Here is a 20,188-nt window from a genome sequence, read left to right on the forward strand (position 1 = left end):
AAAAATTAAAAAACAAAATTTTTAAATTTTTAAAAATTTAATATAATTATTATTTTTTAAAAATCTTTTATTTTTAAATTTTAAAAAGATAACAAAATCATTTTTTTTAACAAATCTATTTTTTAATAATATAGATATCATCATCTTTTCTGAATTTAAATTTTTATTTGTTTTTTTAAAATAAATAGGAAAAATACCTTTACATAGCGTCATTATATTCAATATATTAGAATTACTAGAAAAATAAAATATTGGAACTTGAGATAAAATTTTAGAAGAAAAATAATATATACTTTTATATTCAACTGTTGTTAATATTGCTGAAATATTATTTAAACTATTAGCTAAATTTATAACTGAAGATAAAATTATTTTTTCTGATTTATAATTAATATTTTTATTTTTTTTTTTGAAAGAATCCTTAATACAAATTTTTTCTACACCTTTACATATTTTATTCATATATAAAATAGATTCAATAGGATATTTTCCTGTGGCAGTTTCAGCAGATAACATTATAGCATCTGTTCCATCTAAAATAGAATTAGATATATCCATAACTTCAGCTCTAGTAGGAAATGGATTTTTAATCATTGATTCCATCATTTGAGTGGCTGTTATAACTGTTCTATTAAATTTAATAGAATTTTTAATAATTTTTTTTTGAACTTTAGCTAATTTGGATTCTCCGATTTCAACTCCTAAATCTCCTCTTGCAACCATAATTGCATCAGATTTAATTATTATTTTGTTCATAATAATATCATTTTCTATAACTTCAGCTCTCTCTATTTTAGCTACTATTTTTATTTTTGATCTATTCAAATTTATTAATTTTCTAACTTTCTCTATATCTTTATAAGATTTAGGAAATGAAACTGCTATATAATCCAAATTTAATTTAATAGAAAAAATTATATCTTTTTTATCTTTACTAGTTATAGAACTAGCTGATAACCCCCCTCCTAATTTATTTATTCCTTTATTGTCTGAAAGAAACCCACCTAATAAAACTATAGTAATTATTTTATATAATTTTACTAATTTTACTTTTAATGAAATTCTTCCATCATCTAACAATAAAATATCTCCAACAGACAAGTCTTTATATAAATTTTTATAATTTATTCCTACTGAATATTTGCTTCCTAATTTATTTTTTAAACTATAATCTAGTATAAAAATACTATTTTTTCTTAAAAAAACTTTTTCTTTTTTAAATTTTGTTATCCTAATTTTTGGTCCTTGTAAATCACCTAATATTCCTATATTACAATTAAGTTTTTTTCTAAGATAAAAAATCATTTTAACTCTTCTTATGTGATCATTTTTATTTCCATGAGAAAAATTTAACCTAAAAACATTAACCCCATTAATCACCATAGATTTTAAAATTTTTATATTATCTATTGATGGACCCATAGTAGCAACTATTTTTGTTTTTTTTAGTATATTAGACATATAATTCCTTTATATAAAATTAGAGTACGTAACATATATGAATAAATTTATAAAATAATATAAAAATTAAAATTGTAATAAAATAAAAATTTTTTGACATATTGTTATATTAAAAAAATATAATAAACTGTAAAATTTTTTTATTAGATATATAATATAAAAATGTATTTATTTATTAAAATATTAAATTAAGATTATAAAAAACTTAAAGTAATAAAATAATAATTATATATCAATTATAAAATTATTAAAATAATAAAAAATATGAATTAACATTTTAATAAACTATAGGATAGAATAATTAATATGAATTATAACAATTGTGATTTTGTAATTTTTGGAATAAAAGGAGATTTGTCTCAGAGGAAACTTTTACCATCATTATACAAATTAGATGAAAAAAAAATGTTACACAAAGAAACAAAAATAATAGGAATAGGAAGAGCTGAATGGGAAAAAAAAAAATTTATAAAAATTGTAAAAAAATCTTTAAAAAAATTTCTTAATAAAAAAATTAAAAAAAATATATGGAAAAAATTTAAAAAAAGATTAAAATTTTGTAATTTGGACGTAAACAATATAAAAAAATATGTAACATTAAAAAATATTATTTCTAAAAATAAAGTTATTATAAATTATTTAGCTATACCATATTATACATATTCTAATATATGCAAAGGATTAAACAAATATAACATGAATTTAAAAAATTCTAGAATAGTTTTAGAAAAACCATTAGGAAACTCTTTAAAAACTTCTAGAAATTTAAATAAAACAATAGGAAAATATTTTAAAGAATATCAAATATTTAGAATAGACCATTATTTAGGAAAAGAAACAATAATAAATTTATTATATTTTAGATTTTCAAATTCAATATTTTATAAAATTTGGAATAAAAAAAATATTGATCACATACAAATAACTGTAGCAGAAAAAATAGGAATAGAAGGAAGACTAAAATATTTTGATAAAATGGGACAAATGAAAGATATGGTACAAAATCATTTGTTACAAATATTAAGTATAATAGCCATGGAAGAGCCTAAAAAAATAGATTCTGATAGTATAAGAGATGAAAAAGTAAAAATATTAAAATCATTGCACTTTATAAAAGAACATGAAATAGACAAAAAAACTTCTATAGGACAATATAAAACTGGAAAAATTAATAACATATTAGTTCCATCATATATATCAGAAACATCAAAAAAAAAAAATAATACTGAAACATTTGTTGCTATAAAAATAAATATAAATAATAAAAAATGGAAAGATATTCCATTTTATTTACGCACAGGGAAAAGATTAAAAAAAAAATGTTCTAAGATAGTAATAGTTTTTAAAAAAAATAAATCAAAAATTTTTAATAAATATTTAAATTCTCATGAAAACAAACTAACAATATATTTAGAACCAAAAGAAAGAATATATTTAGAATTCTTGAATAAAGTTCCAAATTTAAACAAAAAATGTAAATTAAAAAATTCAAAAATGAAATTCATTTATTCAAAAAATTTTGGAAAAAAATCTATACCAGATGCTTATGAAAAATTATTATTAGAATGTATTTTAGGAGATCAATCTTTATTTGTAAGAAGAGACGAAGTAGAACAATCTTGGAAATGGATAGACAATATAATTAATATTTGGAAAAAAAGATCTAAAGAGTTAGAACTTTATTCATCAGGAAGCTGGGGTCCTAAATTATCTAAAAAAATTATAGAATCTGATGGCAGAAAATGGTTTTAAAAATTTATAATTAATTTATATTTTTTTAATATTTAATTTATAGGAATTATAATATATGAAAAGAATTTCATTATTTTTGTTAACCAATATATCTATAATGTTTTTATTTAGTATTATATTAAATGTTATAGGAATAGAAAAAAATAATTTATATAATTTAATTATTTTATCAGGAATAATAGGATTCTCAGGATCAATAATTTCATTAATTTTCTCAAAATGGATATCTTTATATTCTGTTGGAGGGAAAATTATAAAAAATCCTAATAAAAAAATAGAAATATGGATTTTAAAAACTATAAAAAAACAATCAAAAAAAATAGGAATAAATGTTCCAGAAATAGCTATATATTTATCTGATAATATAAATGCATTTGCAACTGGTAGAAGCTCAAAACACTCATTAATAGCTATATCTACTGGATTAATAGAAAAAATGAAGAAATTAGAAATAGAGGCTGTATTAGCACATGAAATAACACATATAAAAAATGGAGATATGATAACTATGATATTAATTCAAGGAATAATAAATACATTTGTTATCTTTTTTTCTAAAATAATATTAAAAATATTGTCATGTTTATTTTATGATGAAAAAGAAAATTCATATGACTCTAAAAAAGGAACATTATTTTTTTTTATAATATCTTTTTTATTAGAATTTTTATTTGGTTTTTTTGCAAATATAATAATAATGTGGTTTTCTAGAAAAAGAGAATTTTATGCAGATGCTGGAGCTGCAAAAATTGTAGGAAAAAGTAAAATTATATCTGCATTAAAAAGACTTAAAGAAAGTAATGAACCTAATGAACCTAAAAACGTTTCATCATTATGTATAAATGGAAAGAAAAAAAAATTTTTAGAAATATTCATGTCTCATCCAACGTTAAAAAAAAGAATACAAGCCTTGTATAATAATGAATATTTATAAAATTAAAAAATTTAACATATTTTAAAATATATTTTAATATGTTATTATTAAAATTGAATTTTATACATAAGTAAATCTAAAAATGATATTATTTATATATTTTGTTTACAAACATTTTATTTATGTTTAAAATATGTTATTATTTATAAAATTATATTTTTATTTAAAATAAATACTTATTTTTATATCGTGGTCGATAACCACGTTAGGTAAGGCACGTTACAATTTCTGTTTATGTATGGCATTTTTAAATTAAAATTTTTAGAATAAAGTAGTTGAAATTACTTCTCTTTTCGAATCTTAAATTCATGCCTCATGCAGTAATGTTTCTGGTTTATCTATACGTTATACATTCAGACCTATATAAATATATTCAAAGGAAAATGCAAAATGGCAAAAATAAAAGGTCAAGTTAAGTGGTTCAATGAATCTAAAGGTTTTGGTTTTATAACACCAGAAGATGGAAGTAAAGATGTGTTTGTACATTTTTCTTCTATACAAAGTGAAGGATTTAAAACACTTTCTGAAGGACAAAATGTAGAATTTGAAATTCAAGATGGTCAAAAAGGTCCAGCAGCTGTTAATGTATCTTCTATATAAAACTTTAATTAAAAATAAAAAATTAAAATATAATTTTTATTTTTAAATATTTTAAAAATACGTGCCTTTACAATATTGTTGTAAAGGCGCTTTATAAACTTTATTAGAAAATTATTTTTTTGTTTATATGAAAAAAAAATAAAATTTATTAACAAAATTTATTTGATTATTTATGAGGTATTTAATGGAGCTAATTTTAGATCCGTCTAATTGGGCTGCTCTATTAACATTAATTGTTTTAGAAGTTACGTTAGGAATAGATAATTTATTATTTATTACAATTATATCTAATAAATTGCCTGTTTATCAAAGAGATAAAGCCAGAATAATAGGTTTAAGTCTAGCTTTATGTATAAGATTAATTCTATTAAGTTTAGTTTCTTGGATAACTACTTTAAATAATACTGTTTTACAAATTAAAAGTTTGCAATTTTCTAGTAAAGATATAATTCTATTATTAGGAGGATTGTTTTTATTATTTAAAGCTATAACAGAATTAAATGATAGATTAGATCATTCCAAAAATATAAAAATAGAAAACAAAACATATACAAGCTTTTGGTTTGTTATATTTCAAATAATTTTATTGGATGTAATTTTTTCTTTAGATTCTATTATAACTTCAGTTGGAGTCGTTAATAAATTATCTATGATGATAATATCTATGATTATAGCTATGATAATCATGTTATTTGCTGCAAAAGTTATTACAAAATTTATCAATGATCATCCTACAATAGTATTATTATGCATTAGTTTTTTATTAATGATAGGATTAAGTTTAATAGCTGAAGCTACTGGATTTTTTATACCAAAAGGATATTTATATACAGCTGTAGTATTTTCTACATTAATAGAATTATTTAATCAAATTGCTAGAAGAAATTTTATAAGATATCAATCTAGCTTGCCAATGAGAAAAAGATTGGCTGAAATAGTTATAAAATTAATGACAAAAAAAAGTAAGAAACATATAAACACAAATGAAATAGATAAAAAAAAGTATTATATAGAAAATTATAAATTAGAGAATGAAGAATTCAAAGATGAAGAAAGATATATGATGAGAGGAGTGCTAACATTAGCTGGAAGATCTATAAGAAGTATAATGACTCCTAGAGGTGAAATATCTTGGGTTAATTCTGAAAATGAAAATAAAAAAATAAGACGTCAATTATTAAAAAGTCCTCATAGTTTATTTCCAGTTTGCAAAGGAGAATTAGATGAAATTATAGGTATAGTAAGAGCTAAAGAACTATTAATAGCTTTAGAAAAAAAAATAGATATACTTCATTTTTCCGCAAAAACACCTCCTATAATAATACCTGACACTTTAGATACAATAAATTTATTAAAAATATTAAGAAAATCTAAAGGAAATTTTGTAATGGTAACTAATGAATTTGGAGCAGTCCAAGGACTAATAACTCCTTTAGACGTTTTAGAAGCTATAGCAGGAGAATTTCCTGATGCGGATGAAACTCCAGATGTTATAGAAGAAAAAAATAGTTGGTTAGTTAAAGGAAACACTGATTTACATTCTTTAGAGCAATTGTTAAATGTAAATAAATTAGTAGATAAAGAAGAAAAATGTGCTTCTTTAGCAGGATTGTTAATATCAAAAATAGGAAGTATTCCTAATACAGGAAAAACTATTAAAATAAATAATTTAAAATTTACAATTTTAAAATCTACAGAATATCAAATAAAATTAGTAAGAATAAAAAAAATAAGTTAATAAAATTTTTAAAAAAATAAATTTTAAAAACATATATCAAAAAAAATATGAAAAATAAAATTTTGTCTTTAGAAAGTTCTAATAACAGTTGTTCTGTATCTATAGAAATTAATAATAAATTAGATTATATTTTTGATAAATGCAAAAATAATTATGAAGAAAAAATTTTACCTATGATAAAAAATATATTAAATAGAAACTGCGTTAAAATAAATGATTTCAACATAATTTCTTATTCTAACGGACCTGGAAGTTTTTCTGGAATTAGATTGTCTTCTGGAATAGCAAAAAGTTTTTTCTTAATAAATAAAAACATAAAATTATTTCCAATATCTTCATTAGAAATCATTGCAGAAAATTGTTGGAAAATAACTAAAAACAATAATATAATAGTTTTAATAAAAAATAAGAACAATTATTTTTTTTATGGAAAATATTTTAGAAAAAATAATGGAATTTGGTTAGGGGAAAAAACAGAAAAATTAATAAAATTGGAACAAGCATTAAAAAAAATAATAAAAACCAAAAAAATAAATTTTTCTTTAACTGGAAATTTCAAAAAAAATAAAATAAAAAAATATTTTAATAAAAAAAAATATAAAAATAAATTTAAATATACTAAAATTAACTTTCCAAATGCAAAATATATGATTTATATAACAAAAAACATGTTAGAGCATAAAATGCTATTAAAAAATTTTAATAATGATGTTAAATATTTAACAAAAATTTGATTTATCTTTTTTAATATTTACATTAAACTCTAATATATAAAGATTTTTATTTTTTTTATCTATTTCTAAATTTATAGTTTTAGAATCAATTTTTAAGTATTTTTTTATTACTATTAAAATATCATTTTTCAAATTATTTAAATTATTTATTTTAATATTATTTTTATTTCTATTTTCAATTATATATTTCAATCTCTTTTTTGCAATATTTGCGGTATTTTTTTTATTAGAACAAAAAAAATATAAAAATGACATAATATTTATCTCCAAAATAACCATTTTAAAAAATTGTTCTCTTTTTTATAAAATTTTATTGGTATTTTGTTACCTAAAAATCTATTAACAGTATCTTTATAAGATTTACCAGAAATAGAATTTTTATCTAAAATTACAGGAATTCCTTTATTAGAAGAATTTAATACTGAACAATCTTCAGGTATTACACCTATTAAAGGAATTTTTAAAATATCTAATACATCTTTAATGCTCAACATTTGCCCATCATTTACTCTTTGCTGATCATATCTAGTTAGTATCAAATGTTCTTTAACTGGTTTTTCGCCTACTTCAGATCTTTTAGAAGTAGAAGAAATTATTCCTAACATTCTATCAGAATCTCTTACAGAAGATACTTCAGGATTAGTTATTATTATTGCATCATCTGCAAAATATATAGACAATATAGCACCACTTTCTATTCCTGCAGGTGAATCGCAAATTATAAATTTAAAATTCATTTTAGATAATTTATTAAAAACTAAATTAATACCTTCTTTAGTTAATGCACTTTTATCTCTTGTTTGAGAAGCTGGTAATATATATAAATTATCTATTCTTTTATCTCTTATTAAAGCTTGATTTAATGAAACATCATTATTTAAAACATTTATAAAATCATATACGACTCTTCTTTCACACCCCATAACTAAATCTAAATTCCTAAGGCCTATATCAAAATCTATAACAACTGTTTTATTACCATGTATAGCTAAACCTACAGCAATAGAAGCACTTGAAGTTGTTTTCCCAACACCCCCCTTACCAGAAGTAATTACAACTATTCTACTCATATATCTTCTCCAAGCTTTTTAAAAGCTCACATAATTATAATTTTTTAACTTTTAAATTATTATCTTTTAAAAAAAAATATACAGATTTTCCTATATTTTTTTTAGGAATCTGATCATATAATAAATAATTACCAGAAATAGAAATTAATTCAGGCAAACAACATTTACAAAAAATTTTAGCAGAAGTATCTCCTAAAGATCCAGCTAATGCTTTTCCTCTTAATGTTCCATATATATGAATATTTCTATTAGAAATTATTTCAGCTCCTGGACTAACATTACTTATTATTATTAAATCAGAATTTTTAGAATAAATTTTTTGGCCTGACCTAACAGGATAATCTATTGTTATAGTCTTATAATATTTTTTTTCAAATTTATTATTTTTATTTTTATTTTTTTCGTTTTTAATATTATATAAAAAATCCTTTTTACTAATATTAAAATATGGTATTCCTGAACTAATTATATATTTTTTTAATTTAATATTTTCACAATTTGAAAATCCTATTATTTTAAATTTAAAAAATAATATTAATTTTTTGATTAATATCCAATCAGATATTTTAATATAAGGTAAAATATTTAAAATTATAGGGGCTTTTTTAAAAAGTTTTGGAAATTCTTTAATTTTTTTATTTAAATAATATTCAAAAGAATTTAAATTATATTCATATAAATTTAAAACTAATAAAGTAAAATTTTTACCATAAAATTCTAATACATATTTTTTCATATAAAATATATTACATGTTAATATATAATAAAATATTTTTTATAAAATAATATAATATTATATAAATTTTACAATTTTTCTTCATTTTAAAATTAAAAAAAATTATATATTTACCCAGAGCGGGAATCGAACCCGCAAAGCTAAATAAGCCGAGGGATTTTAAGTCCCTTGTGTTTACCGTTTCACCATCCGGGCAATTTTAAAAACAATTTTACATTGTTATAAAATATTATAATTAATAAAAAATTTTTCTAGGCGTATCCCGGAGTCGAACCGAGTTTTTCGGATTTGCAGTCCGACACATAACCAATCTGTCAATACGCCAAAATATAAAATTATAATTTTTTTTAAACAATTTTTTTTTTAAATAATAACATAAAAAAAAAACAAATCAAAATAATATTTAAAAAAAATATATTTTACATTTTTATTAATTAAATATATACTAAAATTTTAATTTATAAATAAACTTATATGGAGGAGTGGCCGAGTGGTTTAAGGCAGCGGTCTTGAAAACCGCAGATGAGAAAATCTCATCCGAGAGTTCGAATCTCTCCTCCTCCTGAATTTAATCATATCACTTCTTAAGTATATTTAATTTCTTTAATTACTTTATAAAATTTAAAAAAATTGAATCCAAAAATAAATAAAGAAACAAAGTAAGAAATAAAAGAAACAAAAAAGAAAAAAATCAAATATAAAGATCTTTCTAACATGTTATTATTAACATATAAATTTGAAAAAACATTGTTAATAAAATACATTGTTAAAATCATAAATAAAATAGAAAAAAATATACTAAAAGAAAATTTACACCAATTTTTTTTTAAGAAAAATATTTTATTTTTTAATAAATAATAAAATAAAAAGAATAAATTTACCCAAGATCCTATACTAAAAGATAAAGCTAATCCTACATGTTGTAACTTATGAACTAAAAAAATGTTCATAATTTGAGCAGCAATTATACTAAAAATAGATATTTTCATAGGAGTAGAAGTGTCTTGTTGAGCATAAAATGCAGAAACTAAAACTTTTGTCAATACCATTGAAATTAATCCAATTGAATAAGCAATTAAAGTTTTTTGGGTCATCAATGTATCTAATTCAGTAAAACTTCCATATTGAAATAAAGTAAATATTATATATTTTGAAAAAAAACCCACGAATAAAGCACTAGGTATAGATATTATTAAACTTAATTTTATACCCCAATCAAATAATATAAAAAATTTATTTTTTGAATTTTTATAAAAAAAATTAGATAAATATGGTAATAATATAGTAGATAAAGATGTTCCTAATATTCCAGCTGGAAATTCAATTATTCTATCAGCATAATATATCCAAGATACAGATCCAGATATTATTAAAGAAGAAATTATAGTATTACATAACAAAGATATTTGATTAGCGGATACACCTAACATAGCTGGAAAAATCTTATTTAAAAAAGTGTATATTGATTTATTCATAAAATTAAAAGTTGGAAAAAATAATTTTTTAATTCTATATAAATTAAATATTTGTAAAATTATTTGTATAAACCCTCCAACTAAAACACTAATACCTAATGATAATATTGGAGGATTAAAATAACTAGAAAAAAACATTGAAAATATTATCATGCTAAAATTTAAAAAAACAGGCATTACAGAAGAAGATAAAAAATGATTCCATGCATTTAAAACACAAGCTGATAATGAAACCATACAAATAAAAAAAATATAAGGAAAAATTATTTGCAATAAAAATACAGTTAAATCATATTTATAATTATTTTCACAAAAACCAGGAGCTATTAAAAGAATTATTTTAGATGAAAAAACAACACCTAAAAAAATTACTAACAATAATAATAAAATTATTAACCCAAATATATTTGAAATAAAATTATTAACTTCTTTTTTAGTTTTTTTTTTTTTTAACTTTATTAAAATTGGTAAAAAAACTTGTGAAAATGCACCATCAGATAATATTTTTCTAAAAAAATTAGGTATTTTAAAAGCAATAAAAAAAGCATCTGTATACATAGATACACCAAAACATTCAGCAATATAAATATCTCTAATAAATCCTATAAATCTAGAAAGAAAACTTATTATACTAATCGACAATATGGATTTTAAAAAAGCCATGATTTTACTACCTTTAATTACTTATTATTGAAAGATATTTATAAATAAAATATATATTAAAAAAAAATATGAAAAATTTTAATAACAAAAATATTTTGAAATAATGTGATAATATTTTATTGTAATTTTAATAAAAAAAATAAATTTAAATATGTTATATTTTTTATTATTTAAAATAATGCATTTAATTTTTATATAAAATATAAATAAAAAATTATGAAAAAGTAAAAAATTTAACATATATGTTTTAAATAAAATATGTTAAAAATAATTTTTTAAAAAAAAAATAAATTTTAATGTTTTATTTTATAAAATAAAATTATATAATGTAATTAATATAAAATTTTGAATATATTTTATATATAAATTATATAATTGAATATTACACTATTATATAATTAATATAAAATTTTTTATATATTTTATGTAAATAAAAACTTAATATAAATTAATATTAAAGAGATTAAACAATATGTTTGAAATTTTAAATAATTTTTTTAAAATAAATAAAACTATTCTAAATTTACTAAGTTTAAGACAAGAATCTGTTGTTTCAAATATTGCTAATTCAAAAACTCCAAATTATAATAAAAAAGATATAAATTTTAAAAAAACAATTAAAAAGTTATTACCAAAAAATTCTAATAAAGAATTAGTGATAACTTCTAATAAACATATACCAAACAAAAGTTCAATTTCGCAAAAAAGAAATTTTGTAAACGTTGTAAATTACACAAATAAAATACAATCATATAAAAAAATTAATTTAGAAAAAGAAAGAATGAATTTTGTAACAGGTAATTTAATGTGTCAATACAATATATTTTTATTAAAAAAAGAATTAATTAATATATATACAGCAATAAGAGGATCATAATATGTCATTAATGAATATATTAAAAATTTGTGAATCTTCTTTAAAAGTAGAATCTGAAAAGATAAGAATACATACAAATAATCTATCCAATTCTGAAAGTATAGAATTTAAAAATGGAAAATATTATCCATATACTGCAAAAATGGCTATTTTAGAATCTTGTAAAAACAATGAAAATATTTATGAAGGAGTCAAAATAAAAAAAATAGTTAATATTAAAGATCCTTATAAAAAAGTTTATAATCCTAGTCATCCATTATCTGACTCAAATGGATATTTAAAACTACCTAATGTAAATTTTTTAAATGAAACTTTAAAATGCTTAGAAGCACATAGAAGATATGAAGCAAATTTAGAAATTTTAAAAGCAACAAAAAACATTATTATGAAAACTTTATCTATATCTGATTAATAATATATTTTTATATAATTTTTTAATAAAAATTCATTAATAAATAAGTAGAGGTAAAATATGTTATTTGATCCACTAATTTATAATAAAAAATGTAGTATAAATGAAAAAAAAATAATAGAAAATAAAAATGAAAAAGTATTAAACAATACAAGAAAAGAATTTCCAAACGTTTGTTTAAATGGAACTAAAAATGATATAGAAAATTGTAAAAAAAATATATATAAAGAAAAAAGCAAGGCTTTAATAGATGAAGTATTTCATAGTTTAAAAAATAGAGATCAAGCATTAAATCATGGATTCTTTAGATTAATAGACAAAGATGGAAATATTTATTTAACTTCAAACAATAATTTTTCAATAAATAATGATTTAAGAATAGTAAGTGACGATGGAAAAAAATTTTTAACTGGTAATTTATTTGAAGAAAATAATATTTCACATGATGTGTCTACACCTGAAATAATAGATTTTAATAAGAAATTCTTACCAGTAATTAATAAAAGTAATGAAATTACAATTGATGCAAATCTTAATGTAAACGAAGAAATAAAACCAGAACAAGGATTCGATCCATCAGATCCTTACACATATACAAAAAAAAAACATGTAAAAATATATGATAAAATTGGTCATTACAACGATTTAGATATATATTTTTTAAAAAATTCAGTAAATGCTTGGAGTATAATTTCAATAAATCGTAAAAATAAAGAAAAATATAATAATAACTATATTTATTATAACAGAAACAATGATACAGTAAGCGTTATAGGCCCTGGAATTATAGTTCAATCAGATTTTGATAAACTTCATTATAATAAAATAACATTTAAATTTAATGAAATAACAAAAGATGAAGGAGTTCCTACATATTTTAAAAATGTTATATCAGATGGAGCTCCAATGAAAAGTTTACATCATTATTACGTATTACCTGATGGTAGTATTATTGGTGTCTTTTCAGATGATACAAGAAAAAAAATAGGATGCGCTAAATTATTAAAATTACCAGAAGATGTAAAAAAATGTTTTTCACAAAACTCAATAAACAAATTAAATGAAAGTTTAATAAATTTCATAAAAAATGCAGAATTACAAAAAAAGTTTTAACAAAAAAAAAATAAAATACAATTTTTAATTTAAAAAAATTAAATAATATTAAAATAAATAAAAAAGAGAGATTTCACTTAAAAACATGGAAAATACAATAATTGATTCATCTATTAATATTGCAAACAGAATACTTGAAAGACAAGAAATAATAAATAATAATTTGTCAAATTCATCTACTATTGGTTTTAAGTCTAAATTTAATTATTTAATAAATGTTTATGATAAAAAAAATAAAAGAATAAAAGACAAAACATTAAATTATTATGATAATACTAAAGGAATATTAAATTATACGAACAGACCGCTAGATATAGCAGCATTAGATAAAAATTGTTGGTTTGTAGTAAAAAAAAATAATTCTGATATTTTTTTAACAAAAAATGGAAATATAAAAATAGATAAAAATAATTTTTTGAATATAAATAATAACTTATTAGTAAACAGCGATAATAAAGTAATACAAATACCTAGAAATAGTTATCCATACATAAGAAACGATGGAAAAATAATAATAAAAATTAAAAATATGTTTATGAACAAGAAAAAAATAATAGGAAAAATAAAACTAAAATATATAAACATAAACAAATTATATGAAAAACATAGTGGACTATTTAAAATAAAAAAAAAATATATTAATGAAAAAGAAATCAGAAAAGAAAGAAACTTAAAAATAATTTCTGGAGCACTAGAAGGAAGCAACGTAAATATAACTTCTAATATAACAAATATGATGTCAGATTCTAGATTATTTGAAATGATAATGAAATTAATTTATACAAATAATGAAAAAGAAAAAAAAATTAATCAAATACTAAATATAAATTAATAAAAAAAAGGAAATAAAATTTATGTTACCATCTATGTGGATAGCTAAAACTGGATTAGATGCTCAACAAAGTAATATGAATGTAATATCTAATAATTTAGCAAATTCTAATACAAATGGATTTAAAAAGTCCAGAGTGATATTTGAAGATTTAATATATCAAATAAAAAAAAATACAAATAAAAATAATTACAATAATAGAGAAGAAAATTCTTACAATACTTATGAAATTGGATCTGGAACAAGAGCAGTATCTACAGATAAAAACTTTAGCCAAGGAAATTTATTAAAAACAGATTCTAATAAAGATATAGCAATAAATGGAGATGGATTCTTTAAAATATATATGCAAGATGGAAGTATCTATTATACTAGAAATGGATCTTTTCAAATAAATAAATATGGGCAATTAGTTACAAAAAATGGACTATTACTACAATCTAATATAATTGTTCCTGAAAATTATACTAAAATATATATTAACAAAAATGGATTAGTTAATGTTGAAACAAAAAATAAAAAAAATTCAATTGAAATAGGACAAATAAACCTATTTACATTTAAAAATAATACAGGGCTAGAAAGTATAGGTGAAAATCTATATAAAGAAACGTCTATATCAGGAAAACCTATAGAAAATATTCCAGGAACAAATAATTCAGGAGAATTATCACAAGGATACTTAGAAACTTCAAATGTAAATGTTGCAGAAGAATTAATAAACATGATACAAACACAAAGAGCATATGAAATAAACAGTAAAGCAATAAATATATCAGATAAAATGCTACAGAGAATATGTCAACTATAAAAAATTATTATTAAATTTCATAAATTTAACTTTAAAAAACTAATAAAATAAAAATGATTTATTAAATAAATGAAAAATAAAAAATTTATAGTTTCATTAATAATATACATATTATTAGAAATATTTTTTGCAAAAAATGTATTAGCTATTAACGTATTACATAAACAAACAAATTTATTTCATAAAATAAAACAAGAGAATGATGGATCAATATTTAAAGAACAAGAAGTAAAAGAAAAAAAATATGGAACATTATTAGATCAACATAAAAAATATAATGTAGGAGATTTAATATCTGTAATAATACAAGAAAATACTGTAGCAAATAACAAAACTTCAGAAAACGTAAAAAGATATGCAATAAGTACTTTAGGAGAAAAAGAAAAAAAAGAAGAAAATAATAAAATTAAAAGATTTTTAAAAAATTTTTTTAAAATAAATCAAGAATCTAAAAATAATTTGTTTGGCGCTGGGCAAAATTTTTCAGAGAATTTTCTTTCTGGCATTATAACAGTAACTGTAGAGAAAGTGCTCCCAAATGAAAATTTATTAGTTTACGGAAATAAAAATGTAATAATAAATAAAGGAAATGAATTAATAAAATTTTCAGGAATAATAAATCCTGATGATATAAGAATAGATAATAAAGTAATTTCTACTAATATAGCTAACATGAAAATAGAATGTTTAAGAAATGATTATGTAAAAGATATACAAAAAATGGGGTGGTGGCAAAGATTTATTTTACACATTATACCTATATAATATTTTGATTTTTAAAAATGTTTTTTATAATAAATAAAAAACGTTATATATATAAAAAGATTAAAATGAAAAAAATACTAAATATATTAAAATTATTTATTTTATTTTCACTAGTTTTTACTAGTACATTTTCCTTTGCTAAAAAAGTAAAAGATTTAACTAACATAGAAGGAATTAGAGATAATCAATTAATAGGATATGGTCTTGTTGTAGGTTTAGAAGGAACTGGAGATTTAGTTTCACAAGTTCCATTTACAACAAATGCATTAAAAAATATATTATTAAAATTAGGAGTTCAAATAACAAAAAATAAAAATACACAGATTAAAAATGTAGCATCAGTTATGGTTACAACTGAACTTCCATTATTTGCAGAAAAAGGAGAAAAAATAGATGTAAGAGTTTCTTCTATAGGAAATTGCAAAAGTTTAGAAGGGGGGACTTTAATATTAACTCCATTGAAGGGAGTAGACAATAAAATTTATGTATTAGCTCAAGGTAAAATAAATATTAAAAAAGAAACAAATAATTATAATAAAAATTTTGACAATACTTATGAAAACAAATTTTATAACTCTGGAAAAATATTTAATGGAGGAAATATAGAAAAAATAGTAAACAATAATTTTGAAGAAAAAAAAACAATAAATTTACAATTAAAAAAAGAAAATTTTATTTTAGCAAAAAAAATTAGTGATGAAATAAATAAATATTATCCAAATACTGCTATACCTATAAATTCTAAAAAAATAACTATAAAAAATGATTCAAAAGAGAAGAAAACAAATATAGTAGAAATAATATCAAAAATACAAAATATAGATATAGATATACCAAACACACCTAAAATAGTAATAGATAGAAAAAATGGATTAACAATAATAAATTATAACATAAAAATTAAACCATGTATAATAAATTATAAAAATTTATATATCATATTAAATGAAAATATTCATGATTTAAATAAACAAATTAAAAATGAACAAATTATAATACAAAGCAATAATAAATTAGAAAAAATGTTACAAATATTAAAAATCTTTAAAATGAAACCAACAGAAATAATAGACATATTAAAAATTTTAAAAATTTCAAAATGTCTATCAGCTGAAATAGAAATTTTATAATGAAAATATCAAACAACAAAATTAATCTTGAAATATTAAAAAACAATAAAAACAATTCAAATTTAATAAAAGAAAAAACAGAAGAAATATTTATTAAAATTTTTTTAAAAAATATGAGATTAAGTATTCCTAAAAACAAATTATTTAAAGAAAATAATAATGAAATATATTATGAAATATATGATCAAAAAATTTCTGAAATATTAAGTAAAAGAGGAATTAATTTAATTAATAAATAATTTTAATAAAAAATATTTACTTAAAAAAAATAGCAGGAGAAAATATATTAAAAATATAAATACTCCTGCAATTTAAAATATATAATAAATGACATTAACGAAAATTTAAATATTTAATTAAAGTTAAAATATAAAAATTTTAATTTTTAATTATTTATTTTACAATTTTTGTAAAAACAATTTTTTTATATTAATTTTATAATTGTTTTTTAATATTTTTTTTATATTAATTTGTTTTTTTTTATTTTTACAAATACGAAATATAAAAAAATTAGGAATAAAAACTTTTTTGTTAAAAAATATTATTATTTTAATATTTTTTTCTCTTTTTTCAATTTTTTTTATATAATTAATTTTTTTTTTAACAAAATAATAGCTTATTTTATAAGGAACTATAATATAAATTTTATAAAAATCTTTTTTTGAAACTTCTTCTTCTAAAATTCTTAATATAGATAAAGAAAAATCTTCATTATTTATAATTATACCACTACCATTACAGTTAGAGCAAATTTTATAATTGTATTCTTTTAATTTAGAGCTTAATCTTTGCCTTGATATTTCTAATAAACCAAATTTAGATATTTTACTTATTTCTATTTTTGCTGTATCTTTTTTTATTAACTTTTTTATACGATTTTCTAAAATCTTTTTATTTTCGTTAAATTCCATATCAATAAAATCAATTACTATTAAACCTCCTAAATCTCTTATTTTAATTTGATAAAATATTTCATCTATAGCTTCCATATTAGTATTAAATGCAGTTTCTTCAATACTTTTATATTTGTTTGATTTAAAAGAATTTATGTCAATTGCTATTAATGCTTCAGTACAATCTATTGTAATAGAACCACCAGAATTTAATTGAATTTTTCTTTTAAAAATAGAACTTATTTGTGATTCAATCTTATAAAAACTAAATAATGGAATTTTTTTTTTATATAATTTTATTTTTTTTAAAATAGATAATTTTCCTAAATTATAAAAGTGTTTATTTAAAACATTTAATACATTAGGATTATCTATTATTATCTCATCAACATCTTTATGCAAATAATCTCTGAAAGATCTTACTATAATGTCACTTTCCTTATGCACTAACATGGGAGATGATATATTTTTAGAAATCTTTTTTATTTTGTTCCATAATTTTATTTTAATATTTATATCTTTCTGCAATGTTTTTATAGATTTTCCCAAGCCAGCTGTTCTAATTATAAAACCCATATTATTTGGTATTTTTAATGTTTTTATTAAACTTTTTATTTCTTTTCTATTATCACCTGTTATTTTTCTAGATATTCCCTCTTTATTAAAATTATATGGCATTAAAATAGTATATGTACTAGGTAAACTTATATAAGTTGTTAAAAACGCTCCTTTAGTTTCTATTTCTTCTTTATTTATTTGAACCAATAGTTCCAATTTTTTTTTTATTAAACATTTTATACTTATGTTTTTATAATTTTTTTCTTTATTAAAATATTCATCAGAAATTTCTTTCAAAGGAAGAAACCCATTTTTTTTAACTCCATAATCAACAAAAACAGCATCTAAACTATTTTCAAATTTTATTATCTTTCCTTTATATATATTAAATTTATTTTTTTTATTTATGTTATTTTCTATTTTTAAATCACACAATTTTTTATTTTCTAGAATAGCTATTCTAGTTTCTTCTTTTTTTATAGAATTTATAAGCATTCTTTTCATATTATTACATTTTATACCTTTTATGAAAAAAAATTAAAAATATATTAAAATAAATTGTTAATTATTTTTATATATTAAAATATATAAAAATATTATATATATAACATGATATTATATAAAACAATATATAAAATTTAATATTGATAAAAATTGTTAATTATATAAAATATGAATAATAATATAAAAATAGATTATATTTATGTAAAAGAAAATTCTATAGGACAAAGAATTGATAATTTTTTAATAAAAAAGTTTAAAAAAATATCTAAAAATGTAATATATACAATTATTAGGAAAGGAAGAGTAAGAATAAACAAAAAAAGAATAAAACCAAAATATAAACTAAAAATAAAAGATATAATAAGAATACCTCCAATATATACAAAAATTAAAAAAAAAAAAAAAATCAACAAAAAATATTATAGAAATTTATTAAATAAAAATATTTTATATGAAGATAAATATTTATTAGCAATAAACAAACCTCAAAAAATTGCTGTACATGGAGGAAGTGGAATAAAATTAGGAATAATAGAAATTATCAGAATATTATATAAACTAGAAAAAAATTTAGAATTAGTACACAGACTAGATAAAGATACTTCTGGAATTTTATTAATATCAAAGAAAAAATTTGTATTAAAATCTCTTCATAAACAAATGAAAGATAGAAAAACAAAGAAAACATATATTGCAGCTGTGCATGGAATTTGGCCTGAAAAAATAAAAACCATAAATCTACCATTACTAAAAACAAAAAAAATAAATGGAAAAAATTTAGTAATAGTAAAAAAGGATGGAAAAAAATCTAAAACTAAATTTAAAATAAAAAAAATTTTTAAAAATTTTACAATATTAAAAGTATATCCAATAACAGGAAGAACACATCAAATAAGAGTACATACGTCTAATGTAGGATTTCCAATAATAAATGATAATAGATATGGAAATAGAAAATTAGATAAAAAAATAAAAATTAACAAAAATTTATTATGTTTACATGCATTAAGTATTTCTTTTATACATCCCAAAACTAAAAAAAAAATTAATATAAAATCTACAAAAAATAATATAAGTAAAATTTTATATTCAATAAATTAAAATATTTACATAGAATAAATAAGGTAAAA

At 19.0% G+C, this 20,188-nt stretch carries 20 protein-coding genes and 3 tRNA genes; 15 read left to right on the forward strand and 8 right to left on the reverse strand.

What is annotated here, in order from left to right; genetic code table 11:
• Positions 1 to 21: 21 nt before the first annotated feature.
• Complete coding sequence (gene pyk, locus RJD23_RS01070) at positions 22 to 1,461, reverse strand: pyruvate kinase (protein WP_343188042.1); 1,440 nt, start codon at positions 1,459 to 1,461, stop codon at positions 22 to 24.
• A gap of 306 nt (positions 1,462 to 1,767) precedes the next feature.
• Between pyk and zwf the strand changes: the two genes are divergently transcribed.
• From zwf to tsaB, 5 genes are all read left to right on the forward strand, one after another.
• Positions 1,768 to 3,213: a glucose-6-phosphate dehydrogenase gene (zwf, locus tag RJD23_RS01075; protein WP_343188043.1), complete on the forward strand. Its 1,446-nt coding sequence runs from the start codon at positions 1,768 to 1,770 to the stop codon at positions 3,211 to 3,213.
• 55 nt (positions 3,214 to 3,268) lie between these two features.
• Positions 3,269 to 4,147 (forward strand): protease HtpX, encoded by an 879-nt coding sequence (gene htpX, locus RJD23_RS01080; protein WP_343188044.1) that lies wholly within the window; start codon positions 3,269 to 3,271, stop codon positions 4,145 to 4,147.
• A gap of 390 nt (positions 4,148 to 4,537) precedes the next feature.
• On the forward strand, positions 4,538 to 4,747 hold the full coding sequence (gene cspE / locus RJD23_RS01085; RefSeq protein ID WP_343154594.1) for a transcription antiterminator/RNA stability regulator CspE: 210 nt from the start codon (positions 4,538 to 4,540) through the stop codon (positions 4,745 to 4,747).
• Positions 4,748 to 4,931: 184 nt separating this feature from the next.
• Positions 4,932 to 6,485 (forward strand): TerC family protein, encoded by a 1,554-nt coding sequence (locus RJD23_RS01090; RefSeq protein WP_343188045.1) that lies wholly within the window; start codon positions 4,932 to 4,934, stop codon positions 6,483 to 6,485.
• Positions 6,486 to 6,532: 47 nt separating this feature from the next.
• Positions 6,533 to 7,219: a tRNA (adenosine(37)-N6)-threonylcarbamoyltransferase complex dimerization subunit type 1 TsaB gene (gene tsaB / locus RJD23_RS01095; protein ID WP_343188046.1), complete on the forward strand. Its 687-nt coding sequence runs from the start codon at positions 6,533 to 6,535 to the stop codon at positions 7,217 to 7,219.
• Here tsaB and minE read toward each other — a convergent pair.
• From minE to RJD23_RS01120, 5 genes are all read right to left on the reverse strand, one after another.
• Complete coding sequence (gene minE, locus RJD23_RS01100; RefSeq protein WP_343188047.1) at positions 7,205 to 7,474, reverse strand: cell division topological specificity factor MinE; 270 nt, start codon at positions 7,472 to 7,474, stop codon at positions 7,205 to 7,207. The genes tsaB and minE overlap by 15 nt on opposite strands.
• A gap of 5 nt (positions 7,475 to 7,479) precedes the next feature.
• On the reverse strand, positions 7,480 to 8,289 hold the full coding sequence (gene minD, locus RJD23_RS01105) for a septum site-determining protein MinD (RefSeq protein WP_343188048.1): 810 nt from the start codon (positions 8,287 to 8,289) through the stop codon (positions 7,480 to 7,482).
• 34 nt (positions 8,290 to 8,323) lie between these two features.
• Positions 8,324 to 9,025, reverse strand: a complete 702-nt coding sequence (gene minC / locus RJD23_RS01110) for a septum site-determining protein MinC (RefSeq protein ID WP_343188049.1) — start codon at positions 9,023 to 9,025, stop codon at positions 8,324 to 8,326.
• Between the two features lie 111 nt (positions 9,026 to 9,136).
• Positions 9,137 to 9,220, reverse strand: a tRNA-Leu gene (locus RJD23_RS01115).
• 58 nt (positions 9,221 to 9,278) lie between these two features.
• Positions 9,279 to 9,349 (reverse strand) — tRNA-Cys (locus RJD23_RS01120).
• A gap of 152 nt (positions 9,350 to 9,501) precedes the next feature.
• Between RJD23_RS01120 and RJD23_RS01125 the strand changes: the two genes are divergently transcribed.
• Positions 9,502 to 9,589 (forward strand) — tRNA-Ser (locus RJD23_RS01125).
• Between the two features lie 20 nt (positions 9,590 to 9,609).
• Here the strand turns inward: RJD23_RS01125 and murJ are convergent.
• Positions 9,610 to 11,163, reverse strand: a complete 1,554-nt coding sequence (gene murJ / locus RJD23_RS01130) for a murein biosynthesis integral membrane protein MurJ (RefSeq protein WP_343188050.1) — start codon at positions 11,161 to 11,163, stop codon at positions 9,610 to 9,612.
• A 472-nt stretch (positions 11,164 to 11,635) separates the two neighbouring features.
• On the opposite strand from murJ, the gene RJD23_RS01135 reads away from it, so the two are divergent.
• The 8 genes from RJD23_RS01135 to RJD23_RS01170 all read left to right on the forward strand — a co-directional run bounded on the left by RJD23_RS01135 (position 11,636) and on the right by RJD23_RS01170 (position 17,342).
• Positions 11,636 to 12,040 (forward strand): flagellar basal body rod protein FlgB, encoded by a 405-nt coding sequence (locus RJD23_RS01135; RefSeq protein WP_343188051.1) that lies wholly within the window; start codon positions 11,636 to 11,638, stop codon positions 12,038 to 12,040.
• Between the two features lies 1 nt (position 12,041).
• Positions 12,042 to 12,452 (forward strand): flagellar basal body rod protein FlgC, encoded by a 411-nt coding sequence (gene flgC, locus RJD23_RS01140; RefSeq protein ID WP_343188052.1) that lies wholly within the window; start codon positions 12,042 to 12,044, stop codon positions 12,450 to 12,452.
• Positions 12,453 to 12,512: 60 nt separating this feature from the next.
• Complete coding sequence (locus RJD23_RS01145; protein ID WP_343188053.1) at positions 12,513 to 13,565, forward strand: flagellar basal body FlgE domain-containing protein; 1,053 nt, start codon at positions 12,513 to 12,515, stop codon at positions 13,563 to 13,565.
• 85 nt (positions 13,566 to 13,650) lie between these two features.
• Complete coding sequence (locus RJD23_RS01150; RefSeq protein ID WP_343188054.1) at positions 13,651 to 14,397, forward strand: flagellar basal body rod C-terminal domain-containing protein; 747 nt, start codon at positions 13,651 to 13,653, stop codon at positions 14,395 to 14,397.
• Between the two features lie 22 nt (positions 14,398 to 14,419).
• On the forward strand, positions 14,420 to 15,208 hold the full coding sequence (gene flgG, locus RJD23_RS01155; protein ID WP_343188055.1) for a flagellar basal-body rod protein FlgG: 789 nt from the start codon (positions 14,420 to 14,422) through the stop codon (positions 15,206 to 15,208).
• Between the two features lie 69 nt (positions 15,209 to 15,277).
• Positions 15,278 to 15,973, forward strand: a complete 696-nt coding sequence (locus RJD23_RS01160; RefSeq protein WP_343188056.1) for a flagellar basal body L-ring protein FlgH — start codon at positions 15,278 to 15,280, stop codon at positions 15,971 to 15,973.
• 65 nt (positions 15,974 to 16,038) lie between these two features.
• Complete coding sequence (gene flgI, locus RJD23_RS01165; RefSeq protein ID WP_343188057.1) at positions 16,039 to 17,103, forward strand: flagellar basal body P-ring protein FlgI; 1,065 nt, start codon at positions 16,039 to 16,041, stop codon at positions 17,101 to 17,103.
• Positions 17,103 to 17,342 (forward strand): hypothetical protein, encoded by a 240-nt coding sequence (locus tag RJD23_RS01170; protein ID WP_343188058.1) that lies wholly within the window; start codon positions 17,103 to 17,105, stop codon positions 17,340 to 17,342. The genes flgI and RJD23_RS01170 overlap by 1 nt, the downstream gene beginning before the upstream one ends.
• A 159-nt stretch (positions 17,343 to 17,501) precedes the next feature.
• On the opposite strand, the gene RJD23_RS01175 is transcribed toward RJD23_RS01170, so the two are convergent.
• Positions 17,502 to 19,058 carry an Rne/Rng family ribonuclease gene (locus tag RJD23_RS01175; protein ID WP_343188059.1) on the reverse strand — a complete coding sequence of 519 codons (1,557 nt, stop codon included), beginning with the start codon at positions 19,056 to 19,058 and terminating at the stop codon, positions 17,502 to 17,504.
• A 168-nt stretch (positions 19,059 to 19,226) separates the two neighbouring features.
• Here RJD23_RS01175 and RJD23_RS01180 point away from each other — a divergent pair, with 168 nt between their 5' ends.
• Entirely contained in the window at positions 19,227 to 20,159 is a 933-nt protein-coding gene (locus RJD23_RS01180; RefSeq protein ID WP_343188060.1) for an RluA family pseudouridine synthase, read from the forward strand.
• The last annotated feature ends 29 nt before the right edge of the window (positions 20,160 to 20,188 follow it).

Source organism: Buchnera aphidicola (Ceratoglyphina bambusae) (genome assembly GCF_039363085.1).
GTDB classification, from domain to species: Bacteria; Pseudomonadota; Gammaproteobacteria; order Enterobacterales; family Enterobacteriaceae; genus Buchnera_G; species Buchnera_G aphidicola_E.

Bases quoted from the DNA above. Each gene is read 5' to 3' on its own strand.
- pyk (WP_343188042.1), bottom strand. From the start codon at position 1,461: ATGTCTAATATACTAAAAAAAACAAAAATAGTTGCTACTATGGGTCCA.
- zwf (WP_343188043.1), top strand. From the start codon at position 1,768: ATGAATTATAACAATTGTGATTTTGTAATTTTTGGAATAAAAGGAGAT.
- htpX (WP_343188044.1), top strand. From the start codon at position 3,269: ATGAAAAGAATTTCATTATTTTTGTTAACCAATATATCTATAATGTTT.
- cspE (WP_343154594.1), top strand. From the start codon at position 4,538: ATGGCAAAAATAAAAGGTCAAGTTAAGTGGTTCAATGAATCTAAAGGT.
- RJD23_RS01090 (WP_343188045.1), top strand. From the start codon at position 4,932: ATGGAGCTAATTTTAGATCCGTCTAATTGGGCTGCTCTATTAACATTA.
- tsaB (WP_343188046.1), top strand. From the start codon at position 6,533: ATGAAAAATAAAATTTTGTCTTTAGAAAGTTCTAATAACAGTTGTTCT.
- minE (WP_343188047.1), bottom strand. From the start codon at position 7,474: ATGTCATTTTTATATTTTTTTTGTTCTAATAAAAAAAATACCGCAAAT.
- minD (WP_343188048.1), bottom strand. From the start codon at position 8,289: ATGAGTAGAATAGTTGTAATTACTTCTGGTAAGGGGGGTGTTGGGAAA.
- minC (WP_343188049.1), bottom strand. From the start codon at position 9,025: ATGAAAAAATATGTATTAGAATTTTATGGTAAAAATTTTACTTTATTA.
- murJ (WP_343188050.1), bottom strand. From the start codon at position 11,163: ATGGCTTTTTTAAAATCCATATTGTCGATTAGTATAATAAGTTTTCTT.
- RJD23_RS01135 (WP_343188051.1), top strand. From the start codon at position 11,636: ATGTTTGAAATTTTAAATAATTTTTTTAAAATAAATAAAACTATTCTA.
- flgC (WP_343188052.1), top strand. From the start codon at position 12,042: ATGTCATTAATGAATATATTAAAAATTTGTGAATCTTCTTTAAAAGTA.
- RJD23_RS01145 (WP_343188053.1), top strand. From the start codon at position 12,513: ATGTTATTTGATCCACTAATTTATAATAAAAAATGTAGTATAAATGAA.
- RJD23_RS01150 (WP_343188054.1), top strand. From the start codon at position 13,651: ATGGAAAATACAATAATTGATTCATCTATTAATATTGCAAACAGAATA.
- flgG (WP_343188055.1), top strand. From the start codon at position 14,420: ATGTTACCATCTATGTGGATAGCTAAAACTGGATTAGATGCTCAACAA.
- RJD23_RS01160 (WP_343188056.1), top strand. From the start codon at position 15,278: ATGAAAAATAAAAAATTTATAGTTTCATTAATAATATACATATTATTA.
- flgI (WP_343188057.1), top strand. From the start codon at position 16,039: ATGAAAAAAATACTAAATATATTAAAATTATTTATTTTATTTTCACTA.
- RJD23_RS01170 (WP_343188058.1), top strand. From the start codon at position 17,103: ATGAAAATATCAAACAACAAAATTAATCTTGAAATATTAAAAAACAAT.
- RJD23_RS01175 (WP_343188059.1), bottom strand. From the start codon at position 19,058: ATGAAAAGAATGCTTATAAATTCTATAAAAAAAGAAGAAACTAGAATA.
- RJD23_RS01180 (WP_343188060.1), top strand. From the start codon at position 19,227: ATGAATAATAATATAAAAATAGATTATATTTATGTAAAAGAAAATTCT.